Origin of the sequence: Desulfosporosinus fructosivorans (assembly GCF_004766045.1) — a bacterium.
Classification (GTDB): domain Bacteria; phylum Bacillota; class Desulfitobacteriia; order Desulfitobacteriales; family Desulfitobacteriaceae; genus Desulfosporosinus; species Desulfosporosinus fructosivorans.
Window position 1 is genome coordinate 477,288 of sequence record NZ_SPQQ01000004.1, and the last position, 22,021, is coordinate 499,308.

At 43.9% G+C, this 22,021-nt stretch carries 23 protein-coding genes; all 23 read right to left on the bottom strand.

Annotation, left to right across the window (positions count from 1 at the left end; genetic code table 11):
- Window positions 1-223: 223 nt before the first annotated feature.
- Complete coding sequence (locus tag E4K67_RS14330; protein WP_135547800.1) at window positions 224-670, bottom strand: hypothetical protein; 447 nt, start codon at window positions 668-670, stop codon at window positions 224-226.
- Window positions 671-1,674: 1,004 nt separating this feature from the next.
- Window positions 1,675-1,812: a hypothetical protein gene (locus E4K67_RS30125; RefSeq protein WP_199242544.1), complete on the bottom strand. Its 138-nt coding sequence runs from the start codon at window positions 1,810-1,812 to the stop codon at window positions 1,675-1,677.
- 359 nt (window positions 1,813-2,171) lie between these two features.
- Window positions 2,172-2,303 carry a hypothetical protein gene (locus tag E4K67_RS31105; protein WP_274594877.1) on the bottom strand — a complete coding sequence of 44 codons (132 nt, stop codon included), beginning with the start codon at window positions 2,301-2,303 and terminating at the stop codon, window positions 2,172-2,174.
- 155 nt (window positions 2,304-2,458) lie between these two features.
- Window positions 2,459-3,322: a polysaccharide deacetylase family protein gene (locus E4K67_RS14335; RefSeq protein ID WP_135547802.1), complete on the bottom strand. Its 864-nt coding sequence runs from the start codon at window positions 3,320-3,322 to the stop codon at window positions 2,459-2,461.
- 170 nt (window positions 3,323-3,492) lie between these two features.
- The gene (gene secF, locus E4K67_RS14340; protein WP_135547804.1) at window positions 3,493-4,440 is read right to left on the bottom strand and encodes a protein translocase subunit SecF; all 948 of its coding nucleotides are present in this window, start codon (window positions 4,438-4,440) and stop codon (window positions 3,493-3,495) included.
- Window positions 4,440-5,672: a protein translocase subunit SecD gene (gene secD / locus E4K67_RS14345; protein ID WP_135547806.1), complete on the bottom strand. Its 1,233-nt coding sequence runs from the start codon at window positions 5,670-5,672 to the stop codon at window positions 4,440-4,442. Before secD ends, secF begins: the two co-directional genes overlap by 1 nt.
- Window positions 5,673-5,777: 105 nt before the next feature.
- On the bottom strand, window positions 5,778-6,440 hold the full coding sequence (locus tag E4K67_RS14350) for an HD domain-containing protein (protein ID WP_135547808.1): 663 nt from the start codon (window positions 6,438-6,440) through the stop codon (window positions 5,778-5,780).
- The gene (locus tag E4K67_RS14355) at window positions 6,412-7,212 is read right to left on the bottom strand and encodes an EcsC family protein (RefSeq protein ID WP_243454470.1); all 801 of its coding nucleotides are present in this window, start codon (window positions 7,210-7,212) and stop codon (window positions 6,412-6,414) included. Before E4K67_RS14355 ends, E4K67_RS14350 begins: the two co-directional genes overlap by 29 nt.
- A gap of 137 nt (window positions 7,213-7,349) precedes the next feature.
- Window positions 7,350-7,640 carry a preprotein translocase subunit YajC gene (yajC, locus tag E4K67_RS14360; protein WP_135547810.1) on the bottom strand — a complete coding sequence of 97 codons (291 nt, stop codon included), beginning with the start codon at window positions 7,638-7,640 and terminating at the stop codon, window positions 7,350-7,352.
- 251 nt (window positions 7,641-7,891) lie between these two features.
- Complete coding sequence (gene tgt, locus E4K67_RS14365; protein ID WP_135547812.1) at window positions 7,892-9,010, bottom strand: tRNA guanosine(34) transglycosylase Tgt; 1,119 nt, start codon at window positions 9,008-9,010, stop codon at window positions 7,892-7,894.
- A 64-nt stretch (window positions 9,011-9,074) separates the two neighbouring features.
- Window positions 9,075-10,100 (bottom strand): tRNA preQ1(34) S-adenosylmethionine ribosyltransferase-isomerase QueA, encoded by a 1,026-nt coding sequence (gene queA, locus E4K67_RS14370; RefSeq protein WP_135547814.1) that lies wholly within the window; start codon window positions 10,098-10,100, stop codon window positions 9,075-9,077.
- Between the two features lie 32 nt (window positions 10,101-10,132).
- The gene (locus E4K67_RS14375) at window positions 10,133-11,440 is read right to left on the bottom strand and encodes a SpoIID/LytB domain-containing protein (RefSeq protein ID WP_135547816.1); all 1,308 of its coding nucleotides are present in this window, start codon (window positions 11,438-11,440) and stop codon (window positions 10,133-10,135) included.
- A 220-nt stretch (window positions 11,441-11,660) separates the two neighbouring features.
- Window positions 11,661-12,695, bottom strand: coding sequence for a Holliday junction branch migration DNA helicase RuvB (gene ruvB, locus E4K67_RS14380; protein ID WP_135547818.1), 1,035 nt, complete (start codon window positions 12,693-12,695; stop codon window positions 11,661-11,663).
- 64 nt (window positions 12,696-12,759) lie between these two features.
- Complete coding sequence (ruvA, locus tag E4K67_RS14385) at window positions 12,760-13,356, bottom strand: Holliday junction branch migration protein RuvA (RefSeq protein ID WP_135547820.1); 597 nt, start codon at window positions 13,354-13,356, stop codon at window positions 12,760-12,762.
- A complete protein-coding gene (gene ruvC, locus E4K67_RS14390) occupies window positions 13,353-13,850 on the bottom strand; it encodes a crossover junction endodeoxyribonuclease RuvC (RefSeq protein WP_135547951.1) in 498 nt (165 codons plus the stop codon). The genes ruvA and ruvC overlap by 4 nt, the downstream gene beginning before the upstream one ends.
- 87 nt (window positions 13,851-13,937) lie before the next feature.
- A complete protein-coding gene (locus E4K67_RS14395) occupies window positions 13,938-14,306 on the bottom strand; it encodes a hypothetical protein (RefSeq protein ID WP_135547822.1) in 369 nt (122 codons plus the stop codon).
- 94 nt (window positions 14,307-14,400) lie between these two features.
- The gene (locus E4K67_RS14400) at window positions 14,401-15,153 is read right to left on the bottom strand and encodes a YebC/PmpR family DNA-binding transcriptional regulator (protein ID WP_135547824.1); all 753 of its coding nucleotides are present in this window, start codon (window positions 15,151-15,153) and stop codon (window positions 14,401-14,403) included.
- Between the two features lie 569 nt (window positions 15,154-15,722).
- Window positions 15,723-16,637, bottom strand: coding sequence for a cysteine synthase A (cysK, locus tag E4K67_RS14405; protein WP_135547825.1), 915 nt, complete (start codon window positions 16,635-16,637; stop codon window positions 15,723-15,725).
- A gap of 63 nt (window positions 16,638-16,700) precedes the next feature.
- Window positions 16,701-17,114 (bottom strand): DUF3842 family protein, encoded by a 414-nt coding sequence (locus E4K67_RS14410; protein WP_135547827.1) that lies wholly within the window; start codon window positions 17,112-17,114, stop codon window positions 16,701-16,703.
- Between the two features lie 39 nt (window positions 17,115-17,153).
- On the bottom strand, window positions 17,154-18,146 hold the full coding sequence (gene hypE, locus E4K67_RS14415; RefSeq protein ID WP_135547829.1) for a hydrogenase expression/formation protein HypE: 993 nt from the start codon (window positions 18,144-18,146) through the stop codon (window positions 17,154-17,156).
- Window positions 18,146-19,237, bottom strand: coding sequence for a hydrogenase formation protein HypD (gene hypD, locus E4K67_RS14420; RefSeq protein WP_420841542.1), 1,092 nt, complete (start codon window positions 19,235-19,237; stop codon window positions 18,146-18,148). The genes hypE and hypD overlap by 1 nt, the downstream gene beginning before the upstream one ends.
- On the bottom strand, window positions 19,221-19,451 hold the full coding sequence (locus E4K67_RS14425; RefSeq protein ID WP_135547832.1) for a HypC/HybG/HupF family hydrogenase formation chaperone: 231 nt from the start codon (window positions 19,449-19,451) through the stop codon (window positions 19,221-19,223). The genes hypD and E4K67_RS14425 overlap by 17 nt, the downstream gene beginning before the upstream one ends.
- Window positions 19,452-21,749 (bottom strand): carbamoyltransferase HypF, encoded by a 2,298-nt coding sequence (gene hypF / locus E4K67_RS14430; RefSeq protein WP_135547834.1) that lies wholly within the window; start codon window positions 21,747-21,749, stop codon window positions 19,452-19,454.
- Window positions 21,750-22,021: the final 272 nt, after the last annotated feature.

Genomic DNA, 22,021 nt, shown 5'->3' on the forward strand with positions numbered 1-22,021 from the left:
TATTGCCTGACGCTGATAGTCTATGTTTAAGATACCAAATATTGCACGTTAAAGCAAGGTTTACTTTCTGGAAGGACCCTTCCTACCGCCCTTAGCTAAAGGGATACTCGTCCAGCCAAGGACATCGGTCCCTTCTCGCCGTCCTTGGCTACAGGGACACTCGTCCATCCCTAGACATCGCCTTAAGACTTGAAGTAATTTTATGATACCTAGTTTAAGGTTGTTAAACAGTTATGATATTTCCGATGATAATCCACCCGATCCCTAAGATCAACCGCAGAATGGTTGGAGCAAAGCTCCAAAGAACCTCACTTTTTTTATCTTTAGGTATGATGCCTGCTCCCACCACTAAGGCCCAAAGAGTTATGGCAGCAATTGGGGTGATGAAAGCACCAAAGAAAACTAAACTGATCAGACCTCCGACCAAACCAGTAACAACCTGGCTTTTGTTTGCAATTCGTCCCACAACTAGTAAGAGTATGCTACCTACAATTCCTCCTAAAAGGAGGAGGGGCTCCCAATGCCAAAACTCCTCTATATCATGAACCAAAAAATTAATCCCACTTAAGGCAACAGTTGCCGCAACAGTGCCCCTAACTCCTCCGAAAAAAGTCATTCCAGCGGAAAGAAGTAGTGCTCCCTCAAGTAATACAAGAAAAACGAATCCCACACAACCTCTCCCCTTGCCAACACTTTTGTGCTAGTATAGCCCAATAATATCCAATCTAATCTTTATGAAGATTTTCTTCCATTTTTGTAGTCTTACCGAGCCGTTCAATTGGCATCGCTAAGGTTATCAAATGTTCGTGCGATAGTTTTAAAAAAATCAAGCCAGCCCCGCAACGCAATTGTTATTATATAGCAATTGCGTAACAATTTACCTAATTTATTCATACTCTATCTTAGGTATTTAAGGATATCACTACAACAAACCTAAATGATAAAAAGAGAAGACAAGTAAGGAGGTTTTTTCTATGTGGTGGGGTCGATGGGGTTGGGGTTTCCCTTGGTGGCTTGGTTTTGGCGGTTTTGGATTTGGCCCATGGTGGGGCATTCGTCGCCGTAGGTGGTATTAGACCAAATCTAATCATAATCTAATAACTTTCTTTTGAAAAAAATATCAAAAGGGTTGCTGCAAAATATATGCTAGCGCCCTTTTTCCTTTTTCCTCTAATCGTACCACTTCAACTTCTCCAAGTGGGAGTGGTATCCCATACTCTGCATGTGAGGGTAGACTCCCCCATCGAACTCTCGATGTTCAACTTTGCTTAAAACGAGTTTTAAAATTTTCTATTTACAAAAGACTTTAACTTTTTCAGTTTCCCAAAAACATAAACAAAAACGTAAAGAGGATCCCTTTCAAGGGATCCCCTAACAATATTCCTTTGACGTTTAGAAGATGACTCCCAACGCGATCAGAATTAAAACAGCAATAGCAATAACTCCAACACCTGCATGACTACCAACTCCAGCACCATACCCGTACATGAACTCACCTCCAACTGTCAAGGCTTAATACATTTCCTAAAATACGATACCTAACGCGATGAGCAACAGAATAATCACGACAACAATTGCGATTCCTGCACCAACGCCACCACAACCGGCTCCAACTCCAGCTCCACCAAACATAGTTAAAACCTCCTTTAATTCTACTTAACTTAATCTAGAGATCTAGAATATTACTCCTAGGGCAATTAAGATCAAAATTGCAATGGCGATAATGCCAACTCCAATACCTACGCCGACTGGTGCAACAGGTGCAACAGGTGCGCATACAGGTTTACAACAAGCCGCTCCGTATCCGTACATAGTTTCTCCTCCTTTGTTTTTCTATTCAAAAGATTGGCTACGAACAAAGATTTAAAATACGATACCCAACGCGATCAACAATAAGATAATCACAACAACGATTGCGATTCCTGCACCAACGCCACCACATCCGCCTCCAACTCCAACTCCACCAAACATAGTTCCACCCCCCTTATTCTACTTTTTATAGTAAATTAGAATATTACTCCTAAGGCAATCAAAATTAGAATTGCGATAGCAATAATGCCAACACCGACTCCAACTCCAACTGGTGCAACAGGTGCACCACAACCAACTCCATATCCGTACATGATATACCCTCCTTTAATTTTCAAGTTATAAGAATCGAAGAGAAAGCTTTAGAATACTATCCCCATAGCTATTAACAGAAGTATAATCACTACCACGACTGCAATTCCTGGTAAATAATTCGGGTTACATCCACATCCTACACCGTCAACGCCGTCAACAGCACCTACTCCATATGCCATACTGATAACCTCCTACTTCCAAACTCATTTATTTTCTGGGCTCACAGTAAGATATGTTATAACGTCAAAAATGTTAATATTTTCCTCAATTAATTTATATTACCATTATGAAAGACGCTCTCTGGTTCATCCAAAGAGCGTCTTTTATAATGAAACTAATATTTCGGGTTTTGCATGCGCCTGGTAAATTCGTTCATACCCATAGATGCAAAGCAATAAATTCGCTGCACCCGCCATGCATCCGCCTTGACATCTGCCCATCCCCGTTCTGTAGTAACGGCCATCATGTACCCTGTATTCTTCAGAGACTGCACAACATTGTCATTTAGGTCTCCATAAGGGTAAGCGAAAAAATTCGCCGGCCGCCCTAACTCCTTTTCCAATAGTTCTTTAGAAGAGTTAAGTTCGCTTAATAGGGTTGAATAATTTATTCTCGTTAAATAGGGGTGACTAGTGGTGTGTCCTTCGATTTCCCAGCCATTTGCAACAAGCTCTTTGAGCTGATGCCATGACATATATCCTTCCCCATTAATATAGCTTGTGACCATGAAAACCGTGGCCGTGAACTCATATTTGGCCAAAATGGGAAAAGCAGTCGTGTAATTATCTAAGTACCCATCATCAAAAGTAATTACAAAAGGTTTTATTGGTAGAGCGCCTCCGTTATAAGTGGCTTGGTATAACTGGTCTAAGGAGATGCTTTGAAACCCTTTGTTTTTCAAATAAGCCATTTGATTATCAAATTCTTTAGGAGGCATTCTTAATTCATTTCCATTTTCCTGCATTACGGAATGGTAGTATAAGATAGGAACAGCTTGGTTTTCTGACGCGTTTAATGGCTTAGGCGGATTGTTTAACAATTCAGCCTGGTATGTATCGTTCGAAGGAGTTATCATAGTTGATTGTGTTTGAGGGATTGGGGTTGCTTGAGGAGTTGGGCTTGCTTGAGGTCTGGTGCACCCACTGCTCCCAAATAAAAGCAAAATTAAGAGGAGAGCTCCAAGGATCTTCTTTTCCATCGTTTACCCCTTTACACAAGTACGTTCCTAATCAAAGATTGTTGAGTGTGTCAATGCTTTCATTTCCATTCTAGCATAAGAACCCTCCCCATGAAATACTACTTAAGAGAAAAAGATCTTGAGCATAATAATACTCAAGATCTCTTTCGGAAAATTTCTATGTGTAAAGATTAAGCCCGAACAGCTTTGCCTTTACCTGGTTTCTTCTTCACATGTTTCTTAACTTCTAAGAGGAGTTGACTAGCGATAAAGATCGAGGAATACGCTCCAGTAAATACCCCTATCAGCATGGCCAAAGAGAACAATCTTGTGGATTCCCCACCCAAGATAAATACCGATAGCAGTGCAATTAGTACAGTGACGACGGTGTTGATGGAACGGCGCATAGTTTGCCAAATGGATTTATCCACCATATCCTCATAACTATCTGCTCGTTTCATCTTGGCTTCATTCTCACGAATCCGGTCAAAGATAATCACGGTATCATTAATAGAGTAGCCGACGATTGTCAAGATAGCCGCCACAAACGTCGAATCTATTTCCCATTGGAACAACGAGAAAAGACCAACAACCACTAAAACATCGTGTAATAAAGCCAGAATCCCAGAGATAGCATAGACAAACTGGAACCTAAACGTAATATAAATGATCATCATTCCCATGGCAATGATCAAGGCATAAATGGCATTGCGGGTGAGTTCTTGTCCCATAGCTGGGCCCACTTTGTCCTCTTTTAAAGCCTTTTTGTCATACTCTCCAACTTTGGTTTCCAAGGCAGTCAACAATTCACTCCGTTTGCCTTCCTCAAGTGCCTCTGTTCGGATCAAAGCGGCTGTATCTCCATTGGACAACTGCACAATCCCGTTAAGCCCAACCGATTTCATAGTATCCGTAATAGCAGCCTGGGTCACAGCTTTCTTAAAGGTCACGTCGAGCATTGTTCCGCCCTTGAAATCAATCCCCAAATTCAGTCCTTGCATAAATACGGAAACAATTCCAGGGATAATAATGAGTAATGAAATAGCAAACCACCAAAACCGTTTCTTAACGATATTAAAATACAGAGGATGTAGCTTTTGAACTTCATCGTAAGTCGCTGGATGTCCAGTCTTCTCCATTATACATCCCTCCTAACGCCAAACCATCTTGTATTCATTTTTGGGTTGATTCCCACAGTCAAGCGTAATACAAGTCTAGTAAACGTAATTGCGGTAAATAAGCTAGCAAGAATCCCGATGCCCAAAGTGAGGGCAAATCCCTTAATAGAACCAGTTCCAAAAGCGTAAAGTGTTATTGCGGCAATAAGCGTTGTTACATGGGCATCGATAACCGTAATGAAGGCCCGGCTAAACCCAGATTCCAAGCCGGCCCGCAGCGATTTTCCGGCTCGAATTTCTTCTTTCACTCGTTCATAGATAATGATATTAAAGTCGACGGCCATTCCAACTGAAAGAATAAAGCCGGCGATGCCTGGGAGAGTCAAGACCACTCGGAACATGTAAAAAACCCACAGGACGATGAGTGCATATACGATTAAGGAAAAATCGGCTACACCCCCAGGTAAACGATAGAAGACAAGCATAAATAGAAAAATAAAGATTAGACCGTAGAGTCCAGCCTGAATGCTTCTGTTTAGCGAATCAACACCTAAAGATGCTCCCACCTGACGCTTCTCAGCAATACTCATACTCACAGGTAAGGAACCGGAGCGCATGAGGACGGCATCTTTCGCCGCAGCCTCCAAGGTATCATATCCGGTGATCTCCGCTTGGCCGTTGAGTATCGGTGTATTAACGGTTGGATTTGTTAAAAGTTCATCATCCAGATAAACGCCTAGTCTTTGACCGATCAACTTAGTTGTCAAATCACCAAACTTTTTGGTCCCTTCGGATGAGAATGTCAAATTAACAACATACCCCTGCTGTTGGCCTTGCCCTCCCTTAGCGTCTTTTAGATCATCCCCTTGTAACACAATATTCCCTTGGGGATCCCTAAAGGTTAACTTGGCCGTTGTTTTCAAGATATCCACAGCTTTATCCGGGTCAGAGACCCCAGCTAAATCGATAACAATACGTTTCTTATCATAGTCCGCTTGGACTATGGGTTCAGATACCCCAAGATCATTGACTCGATTCGAGATGATCGCTTTTGCCTTGTCAATATCATCTCTCGTAATTGGGGTACCCTTTTTATCCTGCTCTGCCTGAAGTACTAAGTGCACTCCACCACGTAGGTCAAGCCCCAACGGGATACCCTTCACGGGATCCACAAGGGGTTTTATCGATAGTGCAACAGCTGCTGCAACCAGTAACACAAGCGCTACTAGTTTAATGATGTTTCCCCGTCTCATCTGCTTTCCTCCCTTTTAATTAATGGGACTTGCCCATGCCAAGCTTCATTATAAAACTTTCAGGATTGTAATGTCAATCTCATCAAATTAGAAATAATGGCATCATCAGAGTAACTTAACCTCATTAATCTTTAGTTCGAATTTTGTAAGTAAAAATTCCGCTGCCTTCCGGGATAAAAGCATCCGGGCAAGAAAGATTTCAAAGTATTCCATTACCGGGCAAATCTCGGTATCAATTGTAAGTTCCAAGGCGATGCGTTCTTTAGGATAGACACGTAGAAAAGAGCGTTTGACCGCATAATTAACCCGGTCATGAATATCAAACGTTGCAAGGTCGGGATTTCGGACGCGCGAACGATGCACGTCTGATTTATCTGCAAGGATCAAGGCCGCGGATATGTTATTGACCGGATTTCCATCTTGTTCATCATGGTTACCGATTGCACCAATGATGCTAGCAATTTCTTCCGGTGGCATGCCATGCCTCTCCAAAATCCCCGCTGCGAGAATTGCTCCCGAATGTGCGTGAGCAACGCGATTAACAGCGTTCCCAATGTCGTGTAGGTAACCAGAAATGGCTGCCAGCTCACATTCCCTTTCTGGATGTTCCATTTTGATCAAAATATTTGACGCGATGTGAGAAACCAGACCTGTATGCCTTAGCCCATGCTCCGTATAACCGATGGCTGCTAGATGACGGTTTCCAGCGTCAATCAGTGCTTGAACATAAGGATCTGCTTTAATTTCCTTTAGAGTGACTTTTGGCAAAATTAACCCCTCCTGCAATACGTAACCGATAACAATTCATACCGACTGTTCCTAATTCATCCAGCAGCCCATAATTCGCCCAGGCGCCTACGACTGCGCCCAAACCCGGAATAAGCTGAAGGGTTTTCCGGAAATCAATGGCATCTCGATACTCCCTCTGAAACTGTTCCCAATCAATCTGCTGCTGTATATGGCCATCTTCTACTGGCCAACTACCCACGTTCTCCTCCCAATTTTGGATGACCTTGAATAATTCAAAACGTTTTTCTTGACTAGAAAAAGTCAACTGAAAAATATATAGCAAAAACAATCGCTCTCGATAATCGGCAGTCGGAAATCCATAAATATGCGCTAACTCAAAGAGAAATTTCATTTTAATGGCAATGAGTACAGGAAAATCAGCAATGGCGAGAGTAAAACCACCCGCACCCGTTCCTGCCCCTTCTGCAGCGGCAATCTTTCGATATTTCACAAGAAGCATCTCAGCCAATTGATCACGCTCTTGGAGAGAAATCCGTTCAAGAGCTGGGCTTTTGGGAATATAATCAAGTCCGAAGACTACAGATTTAACTAGCCCTTTGACAGTTGCAGTAATCACAGTATGTACCTTTTTCGGAATAATCTTATCATTAACTTTTGTTTGAAGGACTTTTGAAGTTCGTTCCAGCAGTCCTGGTCGTTTTAGAAGTCTCCGTACCCAGCGGTCCAAGTCAACTCTTACATGCTCTTTATAGGTTTGTTCTGCTTGAATTGAATTATTATTGGTGGGCACAGGTGTTCACCCCGATTCTAAATTTCTGTGTAATAAGCTTAAAAGCAAGTGGTTTACCACTTGCTTTCATAATATTTACTTTTATTATTCCCAGATCCTTCGATCCTCAACTGCATACCAAGCAAAATAAGTTTGTTCTATTTGGCTTTTTCGAGGTCAATATCACGATTTTCTACGCTAACAATTCCGGATTTAGCCACTTCAACCTCTACTTTTTCTGCAATGAGTAAGATAACGGAATCGTCCTTCACTTTTGTAATTTTGCCGTAGAGTCCTCCTGCCGTGATTATCTGATCCCTTACTTTAATACCATTAAGTAACGCCTGGCGCTTTTTCGCCTGTTTCTGTTGTGGTCGGATCATCAGAAAGTACATAATTCCGAAGAAAACCAAAAAGTATAGGACTAAAGACATTGTCGATTGTGTCATATTAATATCCCCCTTTATTTGATCTTAACAAACTATTCCCTATGACACGGCAAAAATCCTGCTCAATTATCCGAAATAGGGAACTTAAGACGAGTGAAATTTTTCCACCCGCTGTTTAGTTTAACTTATCCACTAGCGTAAGTCCACTTGCTTCTCTACTACCAAAACTCTCGGTCTGGCCTCCGGCATTTGACCTCTGACTTCTGTCAAGCCTCTAAGCTCAGCTTTCTGCCCTCCGACCTCTGAGCTTATCAAATGTATCCATAATCTGAAAAGCACTTCTGTCGGTACTCTGGTAAACGATCCTCCTTGATCGCCTCTCGGATTTCTTTCATTAAGTTCTGAAGATAGCGTAAGTTATGAATGGTCATTAATCGAAGACCTAGAACCTCTTCCGCTTTGATCAAATGTCTTATATAAGCACGTGAATAGTTGCGGCACGTATAGCAATCGCAGGTGGGATCGATCGGACCAAAATCATGTGCAGATCCTGCATTGCGAATAATCACTTTGCCGTACCGGGTCATCGCAGTCCCATTGCGAGCAATCCGAGTTGGAAGCACACAATCAAACATGTCAACCCCTCGCATAACCCCTTCAATCAGGGCATCAGGGGAACCGACTCCCATAAGGTAACGGGGTTTTTCTCTAGGAAGTAGTGGAACTGTATAATCCAGGACCTCATACATCAAATCTTTAGGTTCGCCGACACTTAAGCCCCCGATAGCATACCCCGGTAAATCCAGTTCTATGATTTCAGCAGCACTTTGGCGACGTAGATCTTCGTACATGCCCCCCTGTACAATTCCAAATAAAGCTTGTGTGTCAGTCGTCGTCAAGGTTTCCTTGCATCGTTTTAGCCAACGAGTCGTCCGCTCTAAAGAATCTTTGGCATATTTATGGGTACAAGGATACGGTGCGCATTCATCAAAGGCCATCACAATATCGGATCCTAAAGCCATCTGAACTTGAGTTGCAATTTCAGGGCTTAGGAATTGACTAGAACCATCGAGGTGCGATCGGAATTCTACGCCGCTTTCCTTAATTGTTCGCAGATCCCCCAAGCTAAACACTTGGAAACCGCCACTGTCTGTTAAAATCGCTCCATCCCAGTTCATAAAGCGATGAAGTCCACCAGCTTCCTTAATTAACTCATGCCCTGGGCGCAAGAAAAGATGATAAGTGTTACTTAAGATAATCCCGGCCTCGATCTCTTTGATCTCCTCCGGGGTTATCGTTTTTACTGTCCCTTGTGTCCCAACTGGCATGAACACCGGTGTATCAATCACACCATGTGGTGTATGTAATTTTCCCAAGCGTGCCCTCGTCCGAGTATCTTCTTTAAGTATTTCCAAATGAACTGCGGTCAAACCCTTTCACGCCCTTTCTTTTTTCCGATGCCCAACTGTTCTAAGTGGCCCAATTCCGCGCCTCTTATAAAATGAGCATTGCATCACCGAAACTATAGAACCGATACCGCTCTAGAACGGCAAGTTCATATGCCTTTATCGTTAGCTCGCGTCCCGCTAATGCACTGACAAGCATAACCAGGGTTGACTTTGGAAAATGAAAATTCGTCAATAAAACGTCTACAACCTTAAAGGAATAGCCTGGGTATATAAAAATATCCGTCCACCCTTCACCAGGTACTACTCTGCCTTGATCATCTCCCACAGATTCTAGAGTCCGCGCCGCCGTCGTTCCCACAGCGATAACTCGACGTCCTTCTTGCTTTGCACGATTTATTTTCTCTGCCGCTTCCAAGTCCACTCTATAATATTCCGAATGCATGGGATGATCCTGAATATTTTCTACTTTAACAGGCCGAAAGGTTCCCAACCCCACATGAAGAAGGATCTCCACGATTTCCACACCCTTCTTCTCAAGTTCGCCGAGAAGTTCAGGTGTAAAATGCAAGCCTGCCGTAGGAGCGGCTACAGACCCTCTTTCTTTGGCATACACCGTCTGATATCGCCCTTGGTCTTCAAGTTGAGCGGTAATATACGGCGGTAGAGGCATCTGCCCTAGCGTATCCAAAACAGTTTCGAAAACTCCTGTATATGTAAAACGGATCTTTCGATTTCCATTCTCCAAAATATCTAGAAGTTCACCGGTCAATATTCCACCACCGAAGCGTACTTTTTGCCCCACTTTAAGTTTCTTGCCAGGTTTAACCAGAGCTTCCCACACATTGAATTCCAGCATCTTCAATAGTAGGACTTCAATTTTCCCCTCAGTTCCCTCTTTTTCGCCGATTAAACGCGCAGGAATAACGCGAGTGTTATTAAGCACAAGCACATCGCCTGTTTTCAAGAGAGACACAAGATCTCGAAATGTATGATGTTCTATCCCTCCACTCTCTCGACTGAGAACCATTAAGCGCGAAGAATCCCTTGGTTCAACCGGGTGTTGTGCTATCAGCGTTTCTGGCAAATAAAAATCAAACTCCGAAACGTTCAAACCATCATTCTCCTTTGTTACATTCAACGATCCTAGGTTTTACTAATAAGTGCATTGCTGTAATAAAACGATAATATATCCTTATAATTATACCCTAATTGGGACATATGATAAGCACCCCATTGGGACATCCCGACACCATGCCCCCACCCCCGTCCGTCAAAAATATAAACTCCGTATGGTTGTGAATCAGTACTGGGTCCAAGGGCTGAACTATAGAGTTTAGAGAGTAAGGGGCCCTGCTCCGTTTGGGGTACTGCTGTTAAACCCGATTTCCTTAACGGATCTTGGCTTGTAGCCATTTTTCGAGATTCAAAGAAACTCCCTAGAAAAGCGAACTCTCGAATAGGTTGGCCATATGGATAAAATTTTCTAACGAACGTCCGCCCTGTAACAGTTTTTGACTTCCCGAACCCATCTTCCATCCTAACACTTTTTACCCTACCAGAGGGGTATTTGTCAAGTTCAACCTTTTGTACGGGACCAAGTCCAAAGCTAGAGCCCAGGACCGGAGCTGAGACGATGAATCGCCATCGATTCGCTGCACCTCCGACTGTTTGTGAAAAGGGATCTGGATGAGCCACATTGTTGGCATCTGACTTTCCCCATACATTTATAGCGTCTTCTGTATATCCTCCACTATGCGAGGAATAAAGTGCTTCGATCGGTTGCTTGCTCTGTTCATCGACGAGAATTTCCCCTCGCGTTGCATCAACTGCCACTGAAGCCTCTCCCTCCACGAGTTTACCTGCATAGGCTTGATCAATATCAGGAGAATCTGTGATCGCCTTTTTACCATTCTCAGTATGTTTAACCAAGAAGGTCCGAGCAGCAACTGCTTGTGCCTTGAGCGCCTCTGCCCCGCCATTAGACCATTCATTGCTCATCTCAATAGGCACAACGCCTTTAAGGTAGTCTTCACTACCCACCCTATTGACCAACTTCCAATGACTGTTCTGCCAAGTTAGGTGCAAATCGCCACGATAAACAACTGCTTTATCCTCTGGTGTTTTAACACTCAAGCTACCTGAATTGATCCCTTTAATCTCCACGACAGCCCCTCTAAGAACTTGAAACTCCTCATGGTTAATCCTGAGTACCGGGGTCCACCCGCCCCACCCCACTTGCAGGCTAGAACCTGCCGGAAATTTTCGAGTCGTTGAATCCACAATTAGCTGATAATCCCCTTTTTCCACTTCGATTTCCACCCACCCGGCCTGGCCCAATTTCCATACAAGCTCCACCGAAACTTCTTTGGCCTGGCAAGGTTCAGCCTGAATCAACATACATATTAATAACACCGCACACAAAAATGGTACCCGATACACAATCCGAAGCATGCTCTAACACACCCTCTTTCTTGTGTTCAGATTACCCTTTTTCCTCCGCTAATATGCTCTTACTCAACAGCTAGGACTCGGAAATATTCGACAAATAAATGTCGTTTGTATTCAAATCGCAGTTCCTTCTAAAATACGAGAAAGAAGAACCGTCCCCCTACTTGTACAAGTTCCGGATCGGTTCTGGCACTTGCATTTCCGAGCATATTCAATCGTCCCTCTACTTACCTTCTTCTGGGAAAAGTCCACTGTCCGCCCGATTTTGGGGGATTGGGTATCCTAAATGTTGATAAGCTCGCGCTGTTGCCACGCGTCCTCGTGGAGTTCGTTGCAGAAATCCCATTTGCAGTAAAAACGGCTCGACAACATCTTCAATTGTCACTGACTCTTCCCCAATTGTCGACGCAAGAGTCTCCAGACCAACGGGTCCCCCAGCAAACACTTCAATTATCGTCTTTAAAGCTTTCTGGTCAATCTGATCCAAGCCCACTGGGTCAACTTCTAAGCGATTTAGTGCTTCTCGTGCGATCGTTTGAGTAACGACGCCATCTTCCCAAACCAAGGCGAAATCCCTAACTCGTTTTAACAGGCGATTTCCCACTCTTGGTGTTCCCCGGGAACGTCGGGCGATTTCTTCCGCGCCGTCATCGGTGATATCCAATCTCAAAATACCTGCTGCACGAAGCACAATGTCTTTTAAGTCCTCAACTTCATAGAATTCAAGACGACTGATAACTCCGAAACGATCACGCAAGGGAGAGGTTAACTGCCCAGCACGGGTTGTCGCCCCCACCAACGTAAACGGAGGTAGGGACAGTCGAATAGACCGCGCACTTGGACCTTTTCCAATTACGATATCTAGACACCCATCTTCCATGGCTGAATAAAGAATTTCTTCGGTCGTAGCATTCAAACGGTGGATTTCATCGATAAATAACACATCCCGAGGCTCTAAAGCTGTCAGGATAGCTGCCAAATCTCCTGGCCGTTCAATAGCTGGACCCGAAGTAGTACGGATACTTACGCCCATTTCGGCAGCAATAATATTGGCGAGGGTCGTTTTTCCTAAACCAGGTGGACCATATAATAAGACGTGATCCAAGGCTTCTCCACGGGTAGAAGCGGCCTGAATAAAGATACTTAAATTTTCTTTAATCTTTGTCTGACCAATATAATCACCCATGCGGCTCGGACGAAGTACTTCTCCTTCTTGATCTGTAAGTTGTTCTTGGGGAGCAACCAGACGCTCTTCCATTTTCAAGCCCTCCTCTCGTACCTCTACGCCATTATTTCACTTCCATAACTCCCCTTGTGTTTTCTTAACCTGGTGCCAGCATTCTCAGGGCCCTTTTCACTTGCTCCTCTGTCGATAAATCCCCGCTGTCTTTTTGCCGACTAAGAGCCTGCTTGGCTTCGTCCAAACCAAAACCGAGAGCAAGTAATGTTTGTAGGGCTTCTGAGTGATTAAGGGGTGAGGGCGTTGAAAACGGCTCTTCTCCAGTCGGAAAAGAAACGTGGCCTTTGAATTTTTCTTTGAGTTCTAAAATAAGTCGTTGAGCTGTTTTTTTCCCAATACCCGGCACCTTGGTTAGTAAATTAAGATTTTCACTAACAATGGCACTCTCAATCTGTACCGCCCCGAAGGTCGAAAGTAGGGATATGGCAGCTTTAGGTCCAATGCCCGAAACACTCAACATTTCTAAAAAGAGTTGTTTTTCTTCTAAGGAGGAAAATCCATAAAGAGATAAATCATCTTCCCGCATAACCACATGGGTGTATATCACAAGTTCTTGCCCAGCACTAGACTTAGCCAAAAGGCCATAGGGCACCGTCAGTAAATATCCAACCCCTTGAACATCAAGCACTAAACGTTCTGTTTGGATTTCCCACACCTTACCCCGCAACATCCCAATCATCGGAATTCCTCCATTCTCCGATTCAATGCATAACTATGAGCATGACAAATCGCAACGGCTAAGGCATCTGCTGTATCGTCTGGCTTGGGGATTTCATCCAGTCTTAATAATCCTTTGACCATTTGTTGAACCTGTTTTTTCTCAGCCCTTCCATATCCCACGACTGCTTGTTTAATCTGTAACGGGGTATATTCATAGACGGGAATGCCTTGTTGGGCACCCGTCAACAGAACGACGCCCCGAGCATGCCCGACAGCTAGAGCGGTGGTGGTATTTTTGTTAAAGAAAAGCTCCTCAACTGCCATATGGTCCGGAGGGTGCTCGCGAAGGAACGGTACAATTTGTTCATATAACATTAACAAACGCTCTGCTAATGGCGTGTGGGCCGGCGTACGCCAGCATGAATAAGCGAGCGCACTTAAGTGATTCCCTTTTTGTTCAATTAGTCCATACCCCATAATGGCCGTTCCTGGGTCAATTCCTAAAATAATCATCAATCGTCTTCCTCTCAACAGAATATATTTCGACAGAAGACGGACGATTCCCTTTCTTCTACATACCTTTCTACTCTAGATACCTTTTTACTCTAGCCACAGGGTTTCGTTCACTGTATCAATAAACGACTGAACCTCATCGAGTGAATAAAACTCTACCTTGGGAGCGATATCCACCATCTCCTTTGGCCAGGTCTGAACATTTAAGCCTGTAACAATAGCTTTTCCACTCGCCCCTGGTGCTCCTTCGATCACGGATAATACTCCTTGCTCGATACCAAAATGATAGGTAGGGTTAACCCAGACATCTTCCGTTGATACTGCTTCAGCGGTGCTAGAATTCAAGGAAATACTGTTCCTACCTAAGTCGTACCACCAAGACGTTACTACAGGTACGATGCTACCAACCCCCAACCCGATAATTAGAACCAGACTAATGATTATATATCTGGACATAAAGAAGAACCCTCCTGACTTTGTCTTTTAGCTTTAGTCTTGCCAGAAGGGCATAAATTAGTCGTTATGATGTTAAAAATTGACTATTTACTTTTTAAAAGTCTTCATCAGCCAAAGCATCAGCCAATTCGAAATTGGAGTACACCCCTTGAGCATCCTCATGATCTTCTAGTTTATCGATCAAATTAACCATCTTCCGAGCCTGCTCTGCATCCGTTATCTCGATTGTATTTTGCGGGATTGGGCTAATAACAGCTTCTACCACAGAGATCTTTTGATCCAGAAGAGCCTGTCGCACACCTTCCATTGCTTCAGGAGCGGTAAGCACAACGAACCCTTCCTCATCTATTTCAAAATCTTCAGCCCCTGCGTCTAAACTCAACATCATTAAATCATCTTCAGTTAACTTGAGTCCCTCACGTAAGATCCTCAATTGACCCTTTTCTTCGAATATCCACCCGACGCTACCCGTCTCACCCATATTTCCGCCGTTTTTAGAGAAGATATAGCGGATTTCTCCAGCAGTACGGTTGCGGTTATCAGTTAAAATATCAATCATGACGGCAACCCCTCCGGGGCCATATCCTTCATAACGAAGCTCTTCGTAAACTGTTCCTTCAGCTCCGCCAGCCCCTTTAAGAATAGCGCGCTGGATGTTCTCATTAGGGACATTTTCTGCTTTGGCGTTTTCAATGGCGATCTTTAAGCGGAAGTCGTTCATATCTCCCCCACTGGCACGGGAGGCAACCACCAGTTCCCGACCTAGTTTGGTGAACATTTTCCCCTTATGTGCATCTGCCTTACCTTTTTTATGCTTAATGTTTGCCCACTTTGAATGTCCTGACATGACCAAACTCCTCCTTATGCTAGTACACTATTAAGTAGTTTAGCATAGGGTAATTTCCCTTGTAAAGCTATATATAGGAAAACTTACCCCAGAGCTAATAAAAGATTACTTCGGTAGATAAATAAAATCTCCATTGTTCCATATATTTTCGGATTTTCACAAGCACGAAGCGTCTGTATATATTCCATAATTTTCATAAGTCTAAGTCTTTTAATTACCCTCTTTATACGTCATACCATATTCTTTAAGGACAGCTATCAGATTTTTTATTGCTTTTGGACCAATTCCATGTAAGCGCAATATCTCATCTTCTCGATACTGCGACAATTGGTTTAGTGACTCTATCCCTGGTTCTTTTAGTGCGCGTTGTGCAGGCGCCGGTGATCATCCTTGTTGCTTCAATCCAACAACTTTTGGTTTAATCCTTAATAAAAAACTTTACACCCCGCATTCACACGGGATGTAAAGTTATGTTATTAGCTCTTAAACTTACAATTCGGGTCGTAATCTGGTTGCTTATCGATATTCGAATTCGAATTAGAAACACAAATAACAAACAAGCATATTTTTTAATGAAAAACATCTGTGCTCAAGTACCGTTCTCCTGTATCTGGAGCCATCACAACTATGTTTTTCCCTTCTCCTAAGGTTGCTGCAACTTTCAATGCTGCACACACTGCAGCCCCTGAAGAGATACCAACTAAAATCCCTTCTTCGCGAGCTAAACGCCTTGTTATCTCTAAGGCATCCTCATTGCTCACTTGAAGAAGCTCATCCAATATTGATTTATTCAATACCTCAGGAACGAACCCAGCACCAATTCCTTGAATTTTATGTGGCCCTGGTTTTCCACCTGAAATAACTGGAGAAGAAGCGGGTTCAACCCCGATAATTTTTATTTCTGGAAGAGACGCTTTTAATACCTCCCCAACCCCAGTAACCGTTCCTCCCGTCCCGATACCGGCAACAAACGCATCAATATTTTTCAACTGATCGAGAAGTTCTAACGCCGTGCTTCGTCTATGTGCTTCTGGGTTTGCAGGATTTTCAAATTGCTGAGGCATAAAGTAATCTGGATTATCATTCAGCAACCGTTTTGCCTCTGCAATCGCCCCTTTCATTCCTTCCGCTCCAGGAGTTAACACAAATTCTGCACCGTAGGCTGCCATGAGCTGACGCCGTTCAACACTCAACGTATCTGGCATAACAACAATTAAGTGATAACCACGGGCTGCAGCGATCATGGCTAGTCCAATCCCAGTATTTCCGCTAGTCGGCTCGACGATGGTCCCTCCAGGCTTTAGGGCCCCTCGTTTTTCGGCATCCTGAACCATACCCAAGGCAATGCGGTCTTTCACACTTCCACCTGGATTGAACGATTCAACTTTAACATAAATATTGGCCATTCCTGACTTAACCATGCGCTGTAAACGAACCAAAGGGGTCTGCCCTATCAAATCTGTAATAGAATTAGCGACTCGCATATCAATTACCCCATTTCATATCGTTTTAGTATGGATTAATAATATCAATAATTATACTCTTTGTCAAACCTGTTTAAGTCGTTCTTCCACTTCTAATACTAGGGCCTCAATCTGGTGGGGCAGAGGGATACGAAGGATTCCAACCAGCATAATATTCCCACGTTGGATAGGGAGAAGCAATTTATCCGCTTTACTGGCAGAAATTGCCGTAGCCATTGCTGGAGTGATTTCGCCCAAGAGACCATACACCATCATAACCGAAACCGAACCCACAATTAGATCAACCCGATCTACATTATAGCAAATCGCAGACTCTCCTGAAGCGCCTTCAGTCGCCCCAGCACGCAACATAGCTCCAGTTGCTAGGGCATTGGTTCCCAAAGCTAGTATATCCAAACCAGGCATTTTATTACGTAACTGCTGGACTATATGTTTACCAATGCCACCACCCTGTCCATCAATGACTGCTATCCGCATAATACCCTCCTGATCCATCTTTAGTTGGTGAGTTCACTCTCAACAAATTCGAGGGAGGTGTTCACCTTCTAGCATGCCAACTATTCTTTTTCCCCCCAGAGGAGTTTCTATAAGTACGAGCCCTGACTTTCCTTCTTGAACATGCCCGATACGCCTAGCCTTGCGCCCCAGTGGATGCGCTCGCATGTTCAGGAGAACTTCATCAGCCACTTCTGGGGCCACGATAACCAATGCTTTTCCTTCGTTCGCTAAGTAAAGAGGCTCTAGACCTAACATCTCACAGGCCCCTTCAACGCTTGGAGAAAGGGGAATTTGTTCTTCTATTAATAGCATACTTACGCCAGCTTGCCCAGCCAATTCATTGAGTGTTGTCGCAACACCCCCACGGGTAGGGTCTCTCATGCATTTGACTCCTGGCATATAAAAGGCATCGATAAGTCCATTTAAAGGCGCACAATCACTAACTACTGGAGTTTGGAATTCAAGCCCTTCGCGCTCAGATAAAATCGCAATTCCATGATCTCCAATCGTTCCGGTAATAAGAATCTCATCTCCTGGTTGAATCTGCTCTGGACCCACTAAACGATCTGTAATATACCCAATCCCAGTCGTGTTTATAAAGATTTTGTCCGCACTCCCGCGTTCCACAACCTTCGTATCCCCACAGACAATAGCGACACCAGCTTCGGCAGCTGTCTGAGCAACACTCTCAATAATTCGCCCTAACTCATCCATTGGTAATCCTTCTTCTAAAATAAGCGCTAGGGTTAAAAATTTTGGAATTGCTCCACTAACCGCAAGGTCATTGACCGTACCGCAAACCGCAAGTTTGCCTATATTTCCTCCCCGGAAAAACAAAGGGGAAACCACGAAAGAATCAGTTGTAACAGCCAATTGCTCTTTACCCGGCAATAATGTAGCATCATTCATTTGGTTTAGGTAAGGGTTTCCCAGATATTTTTGGAACAGGGTTTTAATTAATTCATGACTAAGCCGTCCACCACTGCCATGGGCCAAGAGTATTCGTTCCATTAGTCTTCACTCCTTTGTACGTATCGATGATATGCTGCACAAGAGCCTTCGGAAGACACCATACATGGTCCGACAGGCTTCATCGGCGTACAACGTTTGCCGAACATTGGACATTGAGTCGGATAAATTCGTCCTTTTAAGACATCTCCACACCGGCAACCTGGTGTTTCCGCTGATCTAAAAACTGGCAATGCAAATTTCCGCGTCGCATCCCAAGCACCATATTCTTCCCGTATGCCCAAGCCACTTTGCCGGATCATCCCTATGCCCCGCCAGGATGCGTCAACTGGCTCAAAAACTCGTTCCACTACCCTTTTAGCATGTGGATTTCCCTCTGCTCTAGCAACACGTTTATATTGAATTTCAATTTTCGAGCGGCCCTCTGCTCGTTGACGAAGAAGCATAACAATGGCTTCCAAGATATCTAAAGCAGAGAAGCCAGTCACAACTCCTGGCAAACCATAATCTTTGGCCATAAACTCAATCGGTTCTGTGCCAATAATGGCACAAACATGTCCCGGGTCTAGGAAGGCATCCACCACCAATTCTTCATCTTCAGCTAACAATCTTAAGACTGGGGGAACGACCTTGTGCATGGATAACACGCTATAATTAGCAATTCCCTCTTGTTTAGCAGTCTCTAAACTCACCGCTACCGTAGGGGTCGTCGTTTCAAACCCAATACCCAGAAATGCAACCTCTTTATCTGGGTTTTGACGGGCTAACTCTAAAGCATCTTGGGTCGAATAAACAATTCGAACGTCCGCTCCTTCTGCTCTTAGAACCTGTAAATTTTTCTCTGTCCCTGGTACCCGAATCATGTCCCCGAAGGTTGCCGTAATAACATTTGGCTGGGCGGCCAAATAAAGATAACGGTCAATATCACTGCTATCTGTAACACATACTGGACAACCTGGTCCGGAAATTAGCCGGATACTGGTCGGCAACAGCTCTCGCAGCGCATTTTTGGCGATGGCTACAGTATGCGTTCCACAAACCTCCATGATTGTAAACGGGCTCTGGGCCAGGGTTTGAATTTCCGCCAAATATCCTTTCGCCAAATACCGTAAGTCTTTACTCTCCTTCTTCATAGGCATTGGCTACCTCCAGTAAAAGTTCTTCCGTTTCTTTCGCACTCTCATCGTCAATAATTCCAATGGCGAATCCGGCATGAACTAAAACGTATTCACCAATTCTGACCTCTGGGACCAAGTCAATACTTATGATTCGTTCATTACCCATCATATCCACTTTAGCAAGCGACTCATTTATCGTGACAATTTTAGCAGGAATGGCTAAACACATTTATAACACCTCATTCGCAATTAATAGTTGTCCGAAGGCTAAACCGCCATCCCCAGGAGGAAGGACTCGAGAACGCAAGACGTTAATTCCATGTGTTTGACAGTTTCGAAGGACTGCTTCCGTCAAAAGTTTATTTTGGAACACACCTCCGCTTAAAACAAAAGGGCCATAACTCACCCCTAATCGCAGCGCTAGATCTACAATAGCCTTAGCCATTGTTTGATGAAAACGATAGGCTATTTCTCCTGCACTCACTCCTCGAAGAACATCTCGAACCAATTCTTTAAAAAGCGATCTAACTCCCAGGATAAGCGCCGTTTTCTCTACTCTTATTTCATATGAATAGAGTAATTGTTCGTTTTCCCTCTCGCGGTCTACGTCTTCAAGACTCAGTTGCTGCAAGAACCTTGTCCCAACGCTTTCTAGTTCGATCGCAGCTTGTCCTTCATAGGTAACCTTCGTACACACACCCAGTAAACCACTCACCGCATCAAAAAGTCTCCCTGCACTTGATGTTTGGAAGACTTGAACGCCAGTTTCAAGTTGGCGATCCAAGATCTTCCGTTCAAGGATAGAAAGTGGAGCCCAAAGGGGCTCAGTCGTTTCCCACGCTTCGTGGGAAAACAGAGTTTTAAGATAAGAATAGGCAATTCGCAAGGGCTGCTTTGCACCCACATCTCCCCCGGGAAGCCCTAAGTACTCAAGATGAGCCTTGCGCATATAACCTGAAGAGTTGCCGTACAGAAATTCAAAGCCCCAAATACATTGATCCTCCCCAAACCCAGTTCCATCACAGATAACCCCTAGGGTTGGTTCTGTTCTGTCCCATTCCCCCAACACACTCACTAAATGAGCATGATGGTGTTGCACAGAATGTTTAGGCCAAGGTTGTTCTAAGGCAAATCTCGTCAGTTGGTAGTTGGGATGTTTATCATACCCAATCGCACTTGGCGTAATATTGACCACTCGTTGAAAAGATTTAAGTTCCTGGTGAAAGCGCTGAAGATTTTCATACCCTTCCATATCTCCAATATATTGACTTATAAAAGCCCTCTGCCCTGAAGCAAGGCAAAATGTATTTTTTAGGTCTCCTCCTACACCGAGTAGGGGAGTCTTGACTTGGATCCTGGGCATCAAAATCGGTAATGGGACATAGCCGCGGGCTCTTCTAAAGAAGACAGTTTCATCCCCAATCACTTGAACGACCGAATCGTCACAAGGATGATAAATATCGCGGTTGTGCAGAAGAAAATAGTCGGCAATCCCTTCTAAAGCTTCCAAGGCTTCCTCGTTTGAATAAATAAGAGGCCGTCCACTGAGGTTGGCGCTCGTCATGACCAAAAAATCATACGGTCCTTCAAACAAGAGATGGTGGAGCGGGGTATAGGGAAGTATGATTCCTAAAGTATGTATCCCTGGAGCAATCCCCTCTGGTAAAGAATCCTTCAGGGCAAGCTTCCGCTCTAGAACAACAATGGGAGCAGCAGAACTCTGTAACAATTCTTCTTCCTTGGCACAAATATCGACCTCTTTAAGCGCTTTTGCAACAGACCGAGCCATAACCGCAAAGGGCTTGGCTCCTCGTTCTTTGCGTTCTCGTAAGCGGCGAACTGCTCCCGTGTTGTTAGCATCACAAACGAGATGGAATCCCCCTAGCCCTTTTACCGCAATTATGCCTCCCTGGGTCAGTTGATCTACGCCTATACCTGGGAGCAGGCGACCAAGAGCATCCCTAAGTTGAACTCTCGGCCCACAGTTTACACAGGCAACCGGTTGGGCATGAAATCGTCGATCTCTTGGATTTTTATAGTCTATTGCACACGAATTGCACATCGGAAATTTAGACATCGTCGTTTGTGCTCGATCATAGGGCACGTCACGGATGATTGTATAGCGAGGACCACAATTCGTGCAATTTGTGAATGGAAATTTGTGGTACCGGTTCTTAGGGTCAGTCATGTCTTTAAGACAATCTCCGCACGTTGCAACGTCTGGAGATATTAAGACATCGGCCTCTTCCTCGGTTTTACTCTCTACAATTTCAAAAGTCCTATAGTGAGCAACCTTAATCTTCACAGATCGTGAGTCAACAATTAGGGCTAAAGAAGGGGCTTCTTTAAGCAACCGATTGTAGAACAAATCAAGATTATTTCCTTCTGCATGGATAGTTACACCGTGGCTTGAATTATTGACCCACCCATTAATATTGAGTTCTTCTGCAAGTTTAAAAACAAAAGGTCGAAAGCCTACCCCTTGAACAATACCGTTGAAGTAAATAGCAACTGCTTGTATCTTCATTATTTAACGACCAGCTTTCAAGCTTACCTCTAATGTAATCAGTTTTCAGACACCAGCTTCTATTGGAGACAGTGTTCTATGTCAGTTTTAGTCGAACAAATTCACGTTTTCTATAACACCCTTATTGTACACGCCACACTCTATTTTCTTCAAGTAAATGATATGACAATTTTTCGACAACCTTTTGTGTATTAATATTTCTGATTGCCAAAATTATAAACATTAATTGTAATTTTCCAAATGTTCTTAAATATTGCAGGAAAGTAAGTATT